The following is a 16,222-nucleotide window of genomic DNA, read 5'->3' on the forward strand; positions in this document are numbered from 1 at the left end:
GCTCCAGGCTGTGGGCAATCGTTCCGCAGGGCGGAACGGGTGGGCACAGCCGGGCCCGCGGGCGGGGACGAGGCATCCGCCCCCACCGGGGGGTTGCCGCCCCGCGCCGCAGGCGCGCCTTCTCGCTGGGTCACGCGGACTCGCCTTCCCGCATGGGGATACGCACACCACGCTCGTCCGCCACCGACTCGGCGATGTCGTACCCGGCGTCCACGTGCCGGATGACCCCCATCCCGGGGTCATTGGTCAGCACCCGGCGGATCTTCTCGCCGGCGAGCTTCGTGCCGTCGGCGACGGAGACCTGACCGGCGTGGATGGAGCGCCCCATGCCGACACCGCCCCCGTGGTGGATGGAGACCCAGGACGCACCCGAAGCCACGTTCACCATGGCGTTCAGCAGCGGCCAGTCGGCGATCGCGTCGGACCCGTCGAGCATGGCCTCGGTCTCGCGGTACGGCGAGGCGACGGAACCGCAGTCGAGGTGGTCGCGGCCGATCGCGAGGGGCGCCGCGAGCTCACCGGAGGCGACCATGTCGTTGAAGCGCTCACCGGCCTTGTCGCGCTCGCCGTAGCCGAGCCAGCAGATACGGGCGGGCAGGCCCTGGAAGTGGACGCGCTCGCCGGCCAGCTTGATCCAGCGGTGCAGGGACTCGTTCTCGGGAAAGAGGTCGAGGATCGCCTTGTCGGTCTTGTGGATGTCGGAGGCCTCGCCGGACAGGGCGGCCCAGCGGAAGGGGCCCTTGCCCTCGGAGAAGAGCGGCCGGATGTAGGCGGGGACGAAGCCGGGGAAGGCGAACGCCCGCTCGTACCCGGCGAGTTGGGCCTCGCCCCGGATCGAGTTGCCGTAGTCGAAGACCTCGGCACCGGCGTCCATGAAGCCGACCATCGCTTCGACGTGACGCGCCATGGACTCACGGGCACGGGTGGTGAACCCGGCGGGGTCCTTCGCCGCGTAGGTGGCCATGTCGTCGAAGTCGACGCCGACCGGGAGGTAGGCAAGCGGGTCGTGGGCCGAGGTCTGGTCGGTCACGATGTCGATGGGGGCACCCTCGGCCAGCATCTGCGGGAGCAGCTCGGCCGCGTTGCCCAGGAGGCCGATGGAGAGCGGGCGGCGGGCATCGCGGGCCTCGACGGCGAGCTGCAGGGCGTGCGCGAGGGAGTCGGCGCGGACGTCGAGGTAGCGGTGTTCGATGCGGCGCTCGATGGCGCGCGGGTCGACGTCGATACAGATCGCGACGCCGTCGTTCATCGTCACGGCGAGCGGCTGGGCGCCGCCCATGCCACCGAGACCGGCGGTCAGCGTGATCGTCCCCGCCAGCGTGCCGTTGAACTTCTTCGCGGCGACGGCGGAGAACGTCTCGTACGTGCCCTGCAGGATGCCCTGCGTGCCGATGTAGATCCACGAACCGGCGGTCATCTGCCCGTACATGGTCAGGCCGAGGGCCTCCAGGCGCCGGAACTCCTCCCAGTTCGCCCAGTCGCCGACCAGGTTGGAGTTGGCGATGAGGACGCGCGGGGCCCACTCGTGGGTCTGCATGACACCGACGGGGCGACCGGACTGGACGAGCATCGTCTCGTCCTGCTTCAGGGTCCGCAGCGTGCGCACCATGGCGTCGAAGGAGCGCCAGTCACGCGCGGCCTTGCCGGTGCCGCCGTAGACGACGAGCTTGTCGGGGTGCTCGGCGACCTCGGGGTCGAGGTTGTTCTGCAGCATCCGCAGGGCGGCTTCCTGCTGCCATCCCAGGGCACTCAGTTCCGTACCGCGCGGCGCTCGTACGGGGCGGGGTCCTGACATGGTCTGCCTCCTATGCGGACTATTGCAGTAGATATTCACATCCTGGCTTCTTGAATAGAGCTAGTCAATAGCCGCATGGGCCAGCGCGGCCACGCCGTGGATGTTTGGCTGGTACGTATGGGCGCAGACAGGGACAGGCGAGCGGATCCGGTGGGCGACGAGGACGGCGATCGCGTCCTACGGCGTGACGATGCCGTCCGGGCCGCCGTCGAGCAAGGACTCCTCACGCCGGGAACCCCCATCGTCGCGCTCCTCGACGTCCCCGACATCCGCGCCTCGGCCGCCGCCCTGCGGGCCGCCTTCGACGCGGTGACCGCTCCCGGCACCCCCGTGCTGCACGCCTTCGCCGTGAAGGCGACCCCGCTCGTGCCCGTCCTGCGGCTGCTGCACGAGCAGGGCATCGGCGCGGAAGTGGCGAGCCCGGGAGAGCTCGCCCTCGCCCGGGCGGCCGGAGTACCGCCGACGCGCACGGTGCTCGACTCCCCGGCCAAGACGCCCGCCGAGCTGCGCGAGGCACTGGCGCTGGGCATCGCGGTCAACGCGGACAACCCCCAGGAACTGGACCGCATCGACGCGATGGTGCGGTCCGCGGCCACCGGCTCCCCGATCGGAATCCGGGTGAACCCGCAGGTCGGCGGGGGTTCGATCGAGGCGCTGTCCACCGCGACGGCGACCTCCAAGTTCGGGGTCGCGCTGCGGGACGAGGGGGCGCGCGAGTGGATCGTCCGGGCGTACGCCGACCGCCCCTGGCTGACCCGGCTGCACGCGCACACCGGCTCGCAGGGCATCCCGCTCTCGCTGATGGCGCAGGGCGCGGCGGAGACGTACGCGCTGGCCGAGGAGATCAACCGGCACCTCGGGCGCCGGCAGATCGACACGATCGACATCGGCGGCGGGCTTCCGGTCAACTTCGGTTCCGACGCGACGGCTCCGACGTACGCGCAGTACGCGCGGCTGCTCGCCGAGGTGGTGCCGGGGCTGTTCGACGGGCGGTACGGGCTGGTCACCGAGTTCGGGCGGTCGCTGCTCGCCAAGCACGGGACGGTCCTCGCCCGGGTCGAGTACACGAAGTCCGCCGGGGACCGGGCGATCGCGGTCACGCACGCGGGCGTGCAGATCGCCGCCCGCACGGTGTACGCACCCGCGTCCTGGCCGCTGCGGATCGCCGGGTACGACGCGAAGGGGCGCCCCAAGGCGGGACCGGACGTGGTCCAGGACATCGCGGGCCCCGCCTGCTTCGCGGGCGACCTCCTCGCCGAGGGGCGCGCGCTGCCGCTGCTCGAACAGGGCGACTACGCGGCCGCGCTGGACACCGGCGCCTACTACTTCGCCCACCACTACGCGTACAACTCCCTGGCCCGCCCGGGCATCTACGGCTTCGCACCGGACCGCGAGGGCGGGGTCCACTTCGCCGTCGTACGGGAGCCGCAGACCCTCGACGAGATCGTCGCGGAGTCGGGCGGGGCGCACGCGTCGGCGCTGACGGGGCTCTAGCGCACCGGCGCGCACAGACCCCGGCCCACGCCTGACGGGCCATGCCGAGCGGGTCTTGGCCAAGGGTCTCGGCCCTCGCCCGACAGGGGGCACCCGCCCCACCAGCCAAGTCGTCGGTCACCGGCGCTCAAAACACTCCGCACGCCCCCGCACCACCGAACGCGCCCCCTGCCGAGCCTTCGCGACGGCTTCAACCGGCCAGAAAATATGGTCAGTTGACCCACCTTAGTCACCTCAGGGCATGTTCCACAGGAAAATGCCAGAACCCTCACCCCCGGCGCACACGTTGCGTAACTTCGGCGTCACTCGGCCGAACCCTTTGGCGGGAGGGGAGACACGGTGCCCGGAATCGACGAGTGCCTACTGGAAGCCATGACACTGCCCGGTGCCCGGGGTGCCGCGGTGGTCGACTGGACCAGCGGCCTGGCCCTGGGCACGGTCGGGGACGCGCCGGGCGGTGACCATGAGACGACCGCGGCCGAGGCCGCGGAGCTGGCCCGGCTCGCCGCGGAGCACCGCGCGTTCGCCCCGGCCGACGGCTCCGACTGGTCCGACCGGGAGACGCCGGTCGAGGACCTGATCCTCAGCAACCGGGACAGCTACCACCTGCTGCGCTTCGTGAGCACCACCTTCGACAGCAGCGTGTTCCTGCACCTGTGGCTGACCCGGGCGGAGGGCAACCTCGCGCTGGCCCGCATCCGCCTCGGCGAGCTGGCCGGACGGCTGGTGCTGGGGTGACGGCGGTCAGGACACCACCTCCGCCCCGACTCCCCCTGCGGGACAGGGCGGCCGACACCGGTGGCGGCGTCTCGCCGATGCTGAGCCGGCTCGCCGCCGAGCGGGCCACCGGCGTCCTCATACGGGAACGCGGCACGCTCTACCTCGCCGACGGCGACGTGGTGCACGCCGAGAGCCCCGCCACACCAGGGCTCGACGTGCTGTTCGCCGCCCGCGGGGTCGTGGACGCCGAGGCGTGGCGGGAGGCCGTCGCGGCAGCCGGCGCACGCCACCGGGTCGGCCGATTCCTGGTCGACAGCGGCCGGATCGCGGAAGGGGCGCTGGAGCTGTGCCATCTCGGTTCGCTGTACGACGCGGCGTACTTCGTGCTCGGGGCGAGCAGCACCCCGACCCGCTTCCGTTACGGGGCCGCGCACTGGCTCGGCATCGTCCGCCCGGTGCCGGTGGCCGCACTGGAGCGCGAGACCGTGCGCCGCCGCAAGCTGCTGCACCACATCTGGCCCGACCCGGCGACGGACACCGCACCGCTGGTGCGCGCCCGCCTCGCCGCCGGGCCGTCCGTCCCGCTGCGCCAGGAAGCCGTACTGGTCCGGGTGGACGGCGTACGCACCGCGGCGGACGTCTCACTCGCCCTGGGGCGGCCCGCGTTCCACACCCTGGTCGACCTGCGCCGGCTGGCCGCCGCCGGGCTCGTGACGGCGGCGGCCCCGGCGCAGCCGCCTCCCGTGCCCAGTGTGCTCACCCAGCCCTCGGCCGATCCCGACGTGGCCCTGCTGCGGCGGCTCAGAGACGCACTGGAGGCCCTGTGAGCACCGATGAGCGGGAGGCCTTGTGATCCGCGCGCTACGACAGCGTGCCGAGAGGAGACTGCTGATGGCGGCGGAGCCCGAAGTCCTCGACGAACTCCACCGGTTGAGGGCCCGAGTACCCCAGCTGACCGGGGCGCTCGCGGCCAGCGCGGACGGTCTCGTCCTCGCCCACGACACCCCCGGCGTGGAGCCGGACGGCCTGGCCGCGCTCACCGCGGCCGCGCTGGGCGTCGCCGTACGGATGGCGGACGCCACCGGGCAGGGCGACTTCCGCGAGCTGCTCGTGCGCGGCGTCCACGGCTATGTGGCGACGTACGCGGCGGGCGCCTCCGCCGTGCTGACCCTGCTCGCGCAGGACCGGGTGAACGTCGGCCGGCTGCACCTGGAGGGGCGCCGCTCCGGCACCCGGATCGGGGAGCTCGTGGACGCCGCGACGGCGCGCGGCGAACCGGCCACCTCGGCGAGGGTTCCGGCGAAGACCGCCGCCACCCCCTCGCGCAACCGCACGGCGCGCGGCACGGCGGGTCAACGCACCGCCACCGCCGCCACCCGTACCCCCAACACCCCGACCACATCCGAGAGTTGAAAGGAACCAAGACACCATGGCAAACACCGAAACCGCGCTGAAAGAGGCGCTCGCCTCCATCGAGGGCGCGACCGGAGCCGCCCTCGTCGACTACACCAGCGGCATGGCGCTGGGCACCATCGGCGGCAGCAAGAGCTTCGACCTCAATGTCGCGGCGGCCGGCAACACCGACGTCGTACGCGCCAAGCTGCGCACCATGGAGCACCTCGGACTGAAGGGCGAGATCGAGGACATCCTGATCACGCTGTCCGACCAGTACCACCTGATCCGGTTGATGAAGGGGCGCGGCGGCAACGGCCTCTTCCTGTACCTGGTGCTCGACGTCAAGCGGTCCAACCTGGCGATGGCCCGCCACCAGCTGCGCAAGATCGAAGCGGACCTGGAGGTGTAGCCGAGCCAACCAGTGTTGGCCAACGGCTGATGGCCAGCAGCCGTTGGCCGACGGCTGCTGGCGTCTTCAGTGGCGCCGCGCTCCGCCGGGCGCGGCGTCGCCCGCCGCCACTCCGGTGGCACGGCAGGCCTTGACCGGCTTGCCGGCGGGGGCGCCCGCGCCCCGGCCGAGCCAGTCGACACGCACCCAGATCAGCTCCTGCTCGGCGCGTTCGCGGCGGCCGAGCCAGCCGGCCTTCAGCCACAGGCCGACGCCCGCACCCGCGACCAGCATGCCGCCCGCGGCGGGCACCGCGAACGAGCTGCCCAGCGCGCCCGCGAAGGTGAGCAGCAGCCACCAGCGATGGCCCCGGCGCCAGTTCCGTACGGTCACCGCACGGTCCTGGAGCACGTCGTGCTTGCCGGCGCGCGCCGCGGCCCGCGCCAGTGCGACGTACCGCTTCCTGCGCCTGTACGCCACCACGACGGCCGCCACGATGAACAGCACAGCCCCGGCCATGACCCCGATCCGGCGCCCGGTCAGCCCCGGCAACAGCAACCCGATACCCGCCGCGAACACCCCGCACCACCACAGCGGTGCGGCACCGGCCCTGACGACGACAGCCACCCGGGCCAGTCCCTGCCCTCCGCGCCCCACGTTCCGCCTCCTCGTGTGTCCCAGCTCTACGGGCGCGCACGCTAGCGAGCGAAGGTGAGACGAACCTGAGAAGCACGGCCGCTCAACCAAACCGTGACTACTCCACGGCTACTCGACGAACAGTCCCCTGGCCGCGGCCCGCACATCGAACTCCTCAAGGCGTGCCTGCGCGTCCGGCAGGTCGTCGCACATCGCCTCAAGCAGGACGCGGCCGAGCAGCATCGGGGCGCAGGCCGTGTCGAAGGCGAGGCCGGTGCCGACGGCGGCCGGAAGCAGCAGGTCCGACACCTTCGCCACCGGCGCGAACGCCGAGTCCGCGACGGTGACGACCGTCAGTCCCGCCGCCTTCGCGTACGCCAGCGAGTCCACGACCTCGCGCGGATGCCGGGGCAGCGCGAAGCAGAGCAGTGCGGTGGCCCCGGCGTGCACGGCAGCGTCGATGCGGTCGTGGAGCATCGTGCCGCCCTCGTGCAGCAGCCGTACGTCGGGGTGGACCTTGGCGGCGAAGTACGCGAAGCCGTACGCCTGGGAGGCGGCGGCCCGCAGACCGAGCACGGGGAGCGGCCTGCTCGTAGCGAGGAGACGTCCGGCCCGAGCCACCGGGCGCGGGTCCGCCAGCACCTCCGCCAGGTGCTTCAGGTTCTCGATCTCCGCCTCGACGGCCTGCTGGTACTCGTTGTACGAGGCGGAGCCCGCGCTCTGCTCGGTGGGCGCGACCTCGCGGAGGTGCTTGCGCAGCGCCGGGTAGCCGTCGAAGCCGAGCGCGACCGCGAAACGGGTGACGGAGGGCTGGCTGACCCCGGCCAGCTCGGCGAGCTCGACGCTCGACAGGAACGGCACGTCGGCGGCGCGCCGCACCATGCTGTGCGCGATCCGCCGCTGGGTCGGCGTCAGCCGGTGCCCCTCGAAGAGCGCCTGAAGCCGCGCGGCGGGACTGTCCGTCGTCATACCGCTGCTCCCGTCCGCACCCGTACTGCCATCCGTACCGCCATCCCTACTTGCGTCCACGCCGCTCATGACGCGCTCCCCCTCCAGATGTCCGTGAACCGGTCGAGCAGTGCGGCCGCCGTGCCCACGTCGTCGGTGAGCGGCCGGTCGGCCTGTTCCGGGTCGAGCACCGACTCGGCCAGTTCCAGTGCGCGCCCGGCCGGCAGCTCCGGGTCGGGCCGCAGGCCGCGCTGGCGCAACGCCCGTACGGCGGCGACGAGTTCGCAGCCGACGACAAGACGGTACGCACCGCACGCCCGCAAGGTCTGACGTGCGGCGAGCGAGGCGAAGCTCGCCTGCTCCTCGACGCCCCGGGAGAGTACAGCGTGGCCGAGCGAGGCGGGCGCCGAGAAGGCCCGCAGGTCACCGAGGGCGGCCGCGGCGGCGTACTCCAGGATCATCACGCCGGAGGACGCGGGTTCGTTGTCGGCTAGGAAGGGGCGCAGGCGGGTGTAGGCGGGCTCGTTGAGGGTGGAGAGCCGGGAGGTCGACAGGCGGGCCACCTGGGTCACGGCCAGCCTGAAGTGGTCCAGGGCCAGGGCGAGTTGGGCCTGGTAGAAGCCGCCGTGGTGGTACGCGGCCATATCCTCGGGGGAGATCAGGGGGTTCTCGGCGGCGGCGTTGATCTCGACGGTGAGGACGCCCTCCAGCGCATCCGCCGCGTCCTGCGCGGGCCCGTGGATCTGCGGGACGCACCGGAAGCCGTACGGGTCCTGGATCCGCCCGAGCGGCGGCACCGGCCGGTCCGCCGCCCCGATCAACTCCCGCATGCGCCGGGCCACTTCGACCGAGCCGCGGTGCGGGCGGGCGGCGTGCACGGGCGCCGCGTACGCCTCGTGCGAGCCGTCGACGGCGAGCAGCGAGAGCGCGGCGACGACCTGGGTGGCCCCGATGAGCCCGCGCAGTTCGTCGAGGGCGAGGGCCGCCTGCCCGAGGGTGAGCGCGTTGCTGCTGATGAGCGCGAGGGCGTCGTTGTTGTCGAGCGGCTGGGGCTCGGGGCCCAGCCCCTGGCGGGACCGCCCGCCGGAGGACCACCCCTCGGGGGACCGCCCGGCACCCTCCCCGGAGGACCGCCAGGGATGCTCCCCCGCCAGCGCGAGCCCCAGCTGCGCCAACGCCGCGATGTCCCCCGTACCCACCGACCCGAACTCGTTCACCACCGGGTACACCCCGGTCTCCAGCGCCTCGCACAGCGCCGTGACGACAGTGGGCCGCAGCCCCGCGCCGCCCGCGAGGAGCTGGTTGGCGCGCACGGCGAGCATGGCGCGGACCTGCCGGGCGGGGAGCTCCTCGCCGATGGCTCCGGCGTGGCTGCGCAGGAGCCGCAGACCGTGTCCCGCGGCGGACGCCGTCGGCACGTCCTCGTTCCGGTTGGCGCCGACCCCGGTGGAGCGGCCGTACACGCGGCCGCTCGCGGCGATCTGCCGGGCCGCGTCCCAGGATTCCTCGACGCGCTTCATCGCTTCGGTGCCGGGGACCGGCCGCGCGGCCCCGTCGGCGAGCCGGACGACGTCGGCGACGCCGGTGCTGCATCCGTCCAGCACCACGAGGCCGGCCGTCACCCCACTCGGCACGTCCACATTCCGAGACGACATAGAGCGCAAACTCCCCTCAATCCGGACATTGGATCTTGCCTGGCGGTCATAAGTAACCAGCGATTAACACCGGACCGTTGACAACCTATTCAGGTACAGAGAACTCTGCATGACGATATGCAGACCGGGCAAGGGACACCTCATGATCCAGTTCGACACGGTCCACAAGCGTTTCCCCAACGGCACCACAGCAGTCCACGACCTCTCCCTGCAGATGCCGGAGGGCGGCGTGACCGTACTCGTCGGATCTTCCGGTTGCGGTAAGACAACCACCCTCCGGATGATCAACCGAATGGTCGACCCGACCTCCGGGACCATCCGGGTCGGCGGCAAGGACGTCCTGGAGCAGGACGCCGCCGAGCTGCGCCGTTCCATCGGTTACGTCATCCAGCAGTCGGGGCTCTTCCCGCACCGCACGGTGCTCGACAACATCGCGACCGTGCCGCTGCTCCTCGGCTGGGGCCGCAAGAAGGCCCGGGCGAGGGCGGCCGAGCTGCTCGAGACCGTCGGCCTCGCCGCCGACGCCGGCAAGCGGTTCCCGCACCAGCTCTCCGGCGGCCAGCAGCAGCGCGTCGGCGTGGCCCGCGCCCTCGCCGCCGACCCGCCCGTCCTCCTCATGGACGAGCCCTTCGGCGCGGTCGACCCCGTCGTCCGCACCCAGCTCCAGGACGAACTGCTGCGGCTCCAGAAGGAGTTGAGCAAGACCATCGTCTTCGTCACGCACGACGTCGACGAGGCGGTACGCCTCGGCGACCAGATCGCGATCTTCCGCACGGGCGGTCACCTCGTCCAGTGCGCCGAGCCCGCCGAGCTCCTCGCCCGCCCCGCGGACGACTTCGTCGCCGACTTCCTGGGCGCCGAGCGCGGACTGAAGCTGCTCTCGCTGACGAGCCTCGCCGACGTCCCGCGGGGCCCGGCCCCGGAGGGCGGCGCCTGGACCCTCGTACTCGATGAGGCACGGAAGCCGCTGCACTGGGCGTCCGAGGACACCAAGATCCCCCTGCGGCCGCTCAAGGACAGCGATTCCCTGCTGGCGGCGCTCAACGAGTCGGTCGCCTCCCCCACCGGCCTGATCGCACGGGTCGACACGGACGGCGTGCTCACCGGCGTCACCTCCCGCGACGACATCCACAAGCACGCGGGCAACGCGCACACCGAAGCGCGAGTGGCCATATGACCATCGACTGGTCGTGGATAGGCGACCACACCGACGACCTCACCACCCTCACCGTCTCCCACCTCCAGGCGGCCCTGTCCGCGGTCTTCTTCGGGCTGCTGATCTCCCTCCCGCTGGCCGTGGTCGCGCACCGGATCCGCCCCCTGCGCGGCCTCCTCCTCGGCCTCTCGAACGTCCTGTTCACGATCCCGTCGATCGCGATCTTCGTACTCCTGCTCCCGGTGTCCGGCCTCACCCGCACCACCACCGTCATCGGCCTGACGATCTACACGCTCGTCGTCCTCCTCCGGAACACGGTCGAGGGCCTCGACTCGGTCCCCGCGAAGACCAAGGAGGCCGCGAAGGCGATGGGCACCCGCCCCCTGCGCACCCTCCTCACCGTCGAACTCCCCCTCGCCCTCCCGGTGATCATGGCGGGCGTCCGCATCGCGACGGTCATGTCGATCTCGCTGGTCTCGGTGGCGACGTACATCGGCGACGGCGGACTCGGCCAGCTCTTCACCGACGGCTTCCAGCGCAACTTCCCCACCCCGGTGATCGTCGGCGTGGTCCTGACGCTCCTCCTGGCGCTGGTGGCGGACGCGCTCCTGGTGGCCGTGCAGTACGTACTCACCCCGTGGACGAGGCGGCGAGCCTGATGTTCGAACTCTTCAAGAACCTCGGCAGCTGGCTGACCAGCGGCGCGATGTGGTCCGGCACCGACGGCATCGCGCACCGCCTCGCCGAGCACCTCCAGTACTCACTGCTCGCGACGCTCGTCGCCACCGCGATCGCACTCCCCGTCGGCCTGCTCATCGGCCACACCGGCAAGGGCGCCTTCCTCGCGATCAACCTCTCCTCCTTCGGCCGCGCGCTGCCCACCGTCGGCCTGGTCGTGCTCGTCTTCCTGGCCAGCAGCCTGTCCATGTGGCCGGTGTACATCGCGCTCGTCGCCCTCGCGGTCCCGTCGATCGTCACGAACACGTACGCCGGCATGACCGCCGTCGACCCGGACGTGAAGGACGCGGCCCGCGGCCAGGGCATGCGCTGGCACCAGATCCTCTTCCAGGTGGAACTGCCCCTCGCGCTCCCCCTGATCATGACGGGCCTGCGTCTCGCGCTGATCCAGGTGGTGTCGACGGCCACGGTCGCCGCGTACGTCAGCTTTGGGGGCCTGGGCCGCTTCGTGTTCGACGGCCTCGCCCAGCGCGACCTCGTGCAGGTACTCGGCGGCGCGGTCCTGGTCGCCGCGGTCGCCGTGGTCCTGGACCTCGCCCTCTCCGCGCTCCAGCGCATCCTCTTCCGCCACCGCCCCCGCCCCGCCTAGGAGCACAGCCATGAACCGTCGTACTCTCCTCGGCGCGCTCGCCGGAGCCGCCGTCTCCGTCCCCGTCCTCTCCGCCTGCAGCAGCGGCATCACCTCGCTCGACGGCGGGGGCAGCGCGGGCTCGGGCAGCGGTTCCAGCGCGGACGGCGTCACCATCGGCACCGCCAACTTCACCGAGAACCAGGTGCTCGGCTACCTCTACGCGGCCGTCCTGGAAGCGGCGGGCGTCACCACGAAGGTCCGCCCCAACCTCGGCACCCGCGAGATCCTCATCCCCGCGCTCAAGGGCGGCGACATCGACCTGCTCCCCGAGTACCAGGGCGCTCTGCTGCACTACCTCGCCCCGAAGGCGACGGCCACCGAGGAGGGCGAGATGCAGAACGCCCTCGCGATGGCGCTCCCCGCGGGCCTCCAGATCCTCCCGTACGGCATGGCCGAGGACTCCGACGCCTTCGTGGTCACCCGGGAGACGGCGAAGAAGTACGGCCTGACCTCGCTGGCCGACCTCAAGAAGCAGAACGGCAAGCTCGTCATCGGCGCCGCGCCCGAGGTGAAGAAGCGCGAGGTCGGCGCGGTCGGCCTGAAGGAGGTGTACGGGGTGGAGTTCAAGGAGTTCAAGTCCCTCGACTCCTCCGGGCCGCTGGTCAAGGGCGCCCTGAAGAAGGGCGACGTGGACGTGGCGAACCTCTTCACCACGGACACGGACATCGTGGCCAACGACTGGGTGGTCCTGACCGACCCCAAGAACCTCATCCCCGGCCAGCACATCGTCCCCCTGATCGCCGACCGCAAGGCCGACTCCACGGTCCGCAAGGCCCTCGCCGAACTCGGCAACGTCCTCACCACCGCCCAGCTCACCGAACTCAACCGCCAGGTGGACAAGGACAAGAAGGACCCCGAGGACGTCGCGAACACGTATGCCAAGCAGCACGGGCTGGCGAAGTAGCGGCCGGGGCCACCTCACCGGGGGTGCAGCCCACTTCGAACAGGGGGGCTAACCCCAGTGCGACGAGACCGTCGGCTCCCTAACGTAGGCACCATGACCGGTATGGATGCCCGCGGCGACGCCGAACTGAAGAAGGAACTCGACGCCACCTTGCACGCACGCAAGGAGCTGGGCGAAGAGTACGAACCCGCGCTGATCGACTCCTTCCTGGAGAAGGTCGAAAAGCGCGTCGACGGCGCGGTCGACCGCCAGGTACGCCGCCAGCTCGCGGAACAGCAGATGGTGGTGGCCCGCGGCGCGCGCTCACCCCAGTCGTCCGACTCCTTCGGGGAGCGCTTCGGCTTCGGAATCGTCTCGCTCGTCCTCGCGATCCCCCTGTCCGGAATCGGCGGCGGTGTCGCGGGCCTGCCCGGCCTCCTGGTCGCCTGGGCGGGCATCGTGGGAGTCAACGTGGTCCAGGCCGCGCGCCTCTCCCCGAACTTCCTCCGCCGCCGCAAGGGCAGGTCTGACTCGGACTGGGAAGGCTAGAAGGGCCAAGACAGCACGTGCGAAGGGCCCGGCACCGTTACGGTGCCGGGCCCTTCGATGTCTTGCGCGGGGACCGCCGCACCCCCGATACCGGGGGGCGGGACGACGGCGGTCCCCGCGAGGGACGCGTGCCGGGTCAGGGCCAGGCGTGCGCGTCCGTGGCGTCCATGGAGGTCCGGGAGCCGCTCCGGAGGTCCTTGACGCCGTTTTGGTGTCGGCCGGGGCGGGGAGCCGCTCCCGCCCTTGCCGACATCCACTAATGTGCCGGACCCGTGTTAAGCGGGTGCTGCGCGGACGTGACACGCTCGTACCACTTCCGCGAAGTTCCCCGCCGAAACCGCCGTTCAGAGGTTTTCTCGCAGCTCGGCCCCGGACAACCGGGCGCTCTTACTGCCTGGCCCCGCCCTTGGCGAGGAAGGACAGCAGGTCCTGGCGGCTGACGACCCCGGTGGGCTTGCCCTCGACCAGGACGATCGCGGCGTCGGCGGCGCCGAGGACGGTCATCAGGTCCCCGACCGGCTCACCGGAACCGACCTGCGGCAGCGGCGGCGACATGTGCTTCTCGAGCGGGTCCTCGAGGGAGGCCCGCTTGGTGAACAGCGCGTCGAGCAGCTCCCGTTCGACGACGGACCCGATGACCTCGGCGGCCATCACGTCCGGGTGCCCGGCGCCCGGCTTCACGATCGGCATCTGCGAGACGCCGTACTCGCGCAGCACCTCGATCGCCTCGCCGACCGTCTCCTCCGGGTGCATGTGCACCAGGGACGGGATGTGGCCGTGCTCCTTGTCGTCGAGGACGTCGGCGACGCGCGCGTTGGGACCCGAGTCCTCCAGGAACCCGTAGTCCGCCATCCACTCGTCGTTGAAGATCTTGCTGAGGTATCCGCGCCCGCTGTCGGGCAGCAGGACGACCACGACGTCGTCGGGCCCGAGCCGCTCCGCCACCCGCAGCGCGGCCACGACGGCCATGCCGCAGGACCCGCCGACGAGCAGGCCTTCTTCCTTCGCGAGCCGGCGCGTCATCTGGAAGGAGTCCTTGTCGGACACGGCGACGATCTCGTCGGCGACGGTCCGGTCGTACGCGGTGGGCCAGAAGTCCTCGCCCACGCCCTCGACGAGGTACGGCCGCCCGGACCCGCCGGAGTACACGGACCCCTCGGGGTCGGCGCCCACGACCTGCACCTTGCCGTCACTGACGTCCTTCAGGTACCGCCCGGTCCCGGAGATGGTGCCGCCGGTGCCGACGCCCGCCACGAAGTGGGTGATCCGCCCCTCCGTCTGCTCCCACAGCTCGGGGCCGGTGGAGTGATAGTGCGAGAGGGGATTGTTCGGGTTGGAGTACTGGTCGGGCTTCCACGCGCCGGGCGTCTCGCGCACCAGCCGGTCGGAGACGTTGTAGTACGAGTCCGGGTGCTCGGGGTCGACCGCGGTGGGGCAGACGACGACCTCGGCGCCGTAGGCGCGCAGCACGTTGATCTTGTCGGTGCTCACCTTGTCGGGGCACACGAAGATGCACTTGTACCCCTTCGTCTGCGCCACGATGGCGAGCCCAACTCCCGTGTTTCCACTGGTCGGCTCGACGATCGTGCCCCCCGGCTTGAGGGCGCCGCTCTCCTCCGCGGCCTCGATCATGCGCAGGGCGATGCGGTCCTTCACGGACCCGCCGGGGTTGAAGTACTCAACCTTCGCCAGGACGGTCGCCCCGATACCTGCGGTCACGTTGTTGAGCCTCACCAGCGGGGTGTTGCCGACGAGGCTGATCATCGAGTCGTGGAATTGCACCGTTGTCTCCGGAGCTGTGTTTCAAGAGGGATGGTTCCGTCAGCGTAAGGCGTCGGATGACCGTTCACGCACCGTTGAGATTGGGGGACGGCCTTCACGGGGCAAGCACTGGATGTACGGCTATGAGGAGGTGGCGGCGGAGCATGGCGGGCTTGTCTAGGGCGAGGGTGGCACGCCGGATCGCGGCGGGCGCGGCGTACGGCGGCGGCGGGATCGGTCTGGTGGGCGCGGCCGCGGTCGGCCTGCTGCTTGCCGAGGTGCAGATGGCGAAACGCGTGGTGGGCAACGGGCATGCGCCGCACGCGCCGCGCGGCGAAGGCCTGTACGGGTACGGGTACGCCGGGCAGGACGGTCCGCCGCTGCGGCTGACCATGCTCGGTGACTCCACGGCCGCGGGCCAGGGTGTGCACCGGGCCCGGCAGACTCCCGGCGCACTCATCGCGTCCGGGCTCGCGGCGGTCGCCGAGCGGCCGGTGGAGCTGTGCAACGTGGCGCTGCCCGGCGCCCAGTCGGACGACCTGGACCGCCAGGTGGGGGTGGCCCTGTCGGACACCTCCCGGGTGCCCGACATCTGCGTGATCATGATCGGTGCGAACGATGTGACGCATCGGATGCCGCCGACGCGTTCCGTACGCCACTTGTCCTCCGCTGTACGGAGGCTGCGCACGGCCGGTGCGGAGGTCGTGGTGGGCACGTGTCCCGACCTGGGTACGGTCGAGCAGGTCCAGCAGCCGTTGCGGTGGCTGGCGCGGCGGGCCTCGCGGCAGCTCGCGGCGGCGCAGACGATCGGTACGGTCGAGCAGGGCGGCCGCACTGTCTCGCTGGGCGACCTTCTCGGGCCCGAGTTCGAGGCGAACCCGCGGGAGCTGTTCGGCCCCGACAACTACCACCCCTCCGCCGAGGGCTACGCGACCGCGGCGATGGCGCTCCTCCCGACGGTCTGCGCGGCCCTCAACCTCTGGCCGGCGGAGGAGGAGCGGCCGGACGCCTCCCGCCGCGAGGGCTTCCTGCCCGTCGCCCGCGCAGCCGCGGAGGCCGCCTCCGAGCCCGGCACCGAGGTCACCGCCGCCATGCCCACAGGCCCCCGAGGCCCCTGGGCCCTCCTGAAACGCCGCCGCCGACGCCGCGTCCCAGCCACGGACCCGGCCCCGGCCCCGTCGACGTAGGGGACTTTTCTTCGCCCCCTCCGCCCCTACCCGTCCCTTGTTCCTGGGGCTCCGCCCCAGACCCCGCTCCTCAAACGCCGGAGGGGCTGAAAACCTTCAGCCCGTCCGGCATCCGAGGACGAGACGGCACCATCCCGATCCCCCACCCACCCGTGGGGGCTCCGCCCTCCAGTCCGCACCGGAGACCTTTCCGCTCGTCCGGCATTCGTGGGGGGCTCCGCCCTTCAGCCCCGGCCGGGGAGAGATCTTTCAGCCCGTCCGGCGTTTGAGGACGAGGCCGTTCAGG

Annotated in this window: 16 protein-coding genes; 11 read left to right on the forward strand and 5 right to left on the reverse strand. The window is 71.6% G+C overall.

Going from position 1 to position 16,222, the window contains the following annotated elements:
• Positions 1-130: 130 nt before the first annotated feature.
• Positions 131-1,795 carry a urocanate hydratase gene (hutU, locus tag OG219_RS19745; protein ID WP_266828286.1) on the reverse strand — a complete coding sequence of 555 codons (1,665 nt, stop codon included), beginning with the start codon at positions 1,793-1,795 and terminating at the stop codon, positions 131-133.
• 117 nt (positions 1,796-1,912) lie between these two features.
• On the opposite strand from hutU, the gene OG219_RS19750 reads away from it, so the two are divergent.
• The 5 genes from OG219_RS19750 (at position 1,913) to OG219_RS19770 (ending at position 5,813) form a co-directional block, all read left to right on the forward strand.
• Complete coding sequence (locus OG219_RS19750) at positions 1,913-3,289, forward strand: diaminopimelate decarboxylase (protein WP_266828288.1); 1,377 nt, start codon at positions 1,913-1,915, stop codon at positions 3,287-3,289.
• Positions 3,290-3,628: 339 nt separating this feature from the next.
• Positions 3,629-4,027, forward strand: coding sequence for a hypothetical protein (locus OG219_RS19755; RefSeq protein ID WP_266828290.1), 399 nt, complete (start codon positions 3,629-3,631; stop codon positions 4,025-4,027).
• A complete protein-coding gene (locus OG219_RS19760; protein ID WP_266828292.1) occupies positions 4,024-4,836 on the forward strand; it encodes a transcriptional regulator in 813 nt (270 codons plus the stop codon). The genes OG219_RS19755 and OG219_RS19760 overlap by 4 nt, the downstream gene beginning before the upstream one ends.
• A gap of 64 nt (positions 4,837-4,900) precedes the next feature.
• The gene (locus tag OG219_RS19765; protein ID WP_266828294.1) at positions 4,901-5,422 is read left to right on the forward strand and encodes a roadblock/LC7 domain-containing protein; all 522 of its coding nucleotides are present in this window, start codon (positions 4,901-4,903) and stop codon (positions 5,420-5,422) included.
• A gap of 16 nt (positions 5,423-5,438) precedes the next feature.
• Positions 5,439-5,813, forward strand: coding sequence for a hypothetical protein (locus OG219_RS19770; RefSeq protein WP_266460540.1), 375 nt, complete (start codon positions 5,439-5,441; stop codon positions 5,811-5,813).
• Between the two features lie 66 nt (positions 5,814-5,879).
• Here the strand turns inward: OG219_RS19770 and OG219_RS19775 are convergent, their stop codons facing one another.
• The 3 genes from OG219_RS19775 to OG219_RS19785 all read right to left on the reverse strand — a co-directional run bounded on the left by OG219_RS19775 (position 5,880) and on the right by OG219_RS19785 (position 9,031).
• Positions 5,880-6,449 carry a hypothetical protein gene (locus tag OG219_RS19775; RefSeq protein ID WP_266828296.1) on the reverse strand — a complete coding sequence of 190 codons (570 nt, stop codon included), beginning with the start codon at positions 6,447-6,449 and terminating at the stop codon, positions 5,880-5,882.
• Positions 6,450-6,557: 108 nt separating this feature from the next.
• On the reverse strand, positions 6,558-7,397 hold the full coding sequence (locus tag OG219_RS19780) for a MurR/RpiR family transcriptional regulator (protein WP_266828298.1): 840 nt from the start codon (positions 7,395-7,397) through the stop codon (positions 6,558-6,560).
• A 65-nt stretch (positions 7,398-7,462) separates the two neighbouring features.
• On the reverse strand, positions 7,463-9,031 hold the full coding sequence (locus OG219_RS19785) for an aromatic amino acid ammonia-lyase (RefSeq protein WP_266828300.1): 1,569 nt from the start codon (positions 9,029-9,031) through the stop codon (positions 7,463-7,465).
• Positions 9,032-9,173: 142 nt separating this feature from the next.
• On the opposite strand from OG219_RS19785, the gene OG219_RS19790 reads away from it, so the two are divergent.
• The 5 genes from OG219_RS19790 (at position 9,174) to OG219_RS19810 (ending at position 12,988) form a co-directional block, all read left to right on the forward strand.
• Complete coding sequence (locus tag OG219_RS19790) at positions 9,174-10,208, forward strand: ABC transporter ATP-binding protein (protein WP_266828302.1); 1,035 nt, start codon at positions 9,174-9,176, stop codon at positions 10,206-10,208.
• Complete coding sequence (locus OG219_RS19795) at positions 10,205-10,846, forward strand: ABC transporter permease (protein WP_266460528.1); 642 nt, start codon at positions 10,205-10,207, stop codon at positions 10,844-10,846. The genes OG219_RS19790 and OG219_RS19795 overlap by 4 nt, the downstream gene beginning before the upstream one ends.
• Entirely contained in the window at positions 10,846-11,514 is a 669-nt protein-coding gene (locus tag OG219_RS19800; RefSeq protein ID WP_266836155.1) for an ABC transporter permease, read from the forward strand. The genes OG219_RS19795 and OG219_RS19800 overlap by 1 nt, the downstream gene beginning before the upstream one ends.
• Before the next feature lie 10 nt (positions 11,515-11,524).
• Positions 11,525-12,460 (forward strand): ABC transporter substrate-binding protein, encoded by a 936-nt coding sequence (locus OG219_RS19805; protein ID WP_266828304.1) that lies wholly within the window; start codon positions 11,525-11,527, stop codon positions 12,458-12,460.
• Positions 12,461-12,553: 93 nt separating this feature from the next.
• On the forward strand, positions 12,554-12,988 hold the full coding sequence (locus OG219_RS19810; RefSeq protein WP_266828305.1) for a hypothetical protein: 435 nt from the start codon (positions 12,554-12,556) through the stop codon (positions 12,986-12,988).
• 387 nt (positions 12,989-13,375) lie between these two features.
• On the opposite strand, the gene OG219_RS19815 is transcribed toward OG219_RS19810, so the two are convergent.
• Positions 13,376-14,770, reverse strand: coding sequence for a cystathionine beta-synthase (locus OG219_RS19815; protein ID WP_266828306.1), 1,395 nt, complete (start codon positions 14,768-14,770; stop codon positions 13,376-13,378).
• 143 nt (positions 14,771-14,913) lie between these two features.
• Between OG219_RS19815 and OG219_RS19820 the strand changes: the two genes are divergently transcribed.
• Positions 14,914-15,936: an SGNH/GDSL hydrolase family protein gene (locus OG219_RS19820; protein ID WP_266828307.1), complete on the forward strand. Its 1,023-nt coding sequence runs from the start codon at positions 14,914-14,916 to the stop codon at positions 15,934-15,936.
• Positions 15,937-16,222 lie beyond the last annotated feature (286 nt).

The sequence above is a fragment of the Streptomyces sp. NBC_00038 genome (assembly GCF_026343635.1).
GTDB lineage: Bacteria > Actinomycetota > Actinomycetes > Streptomycetales > Streptomycetaceae > Streptomyces.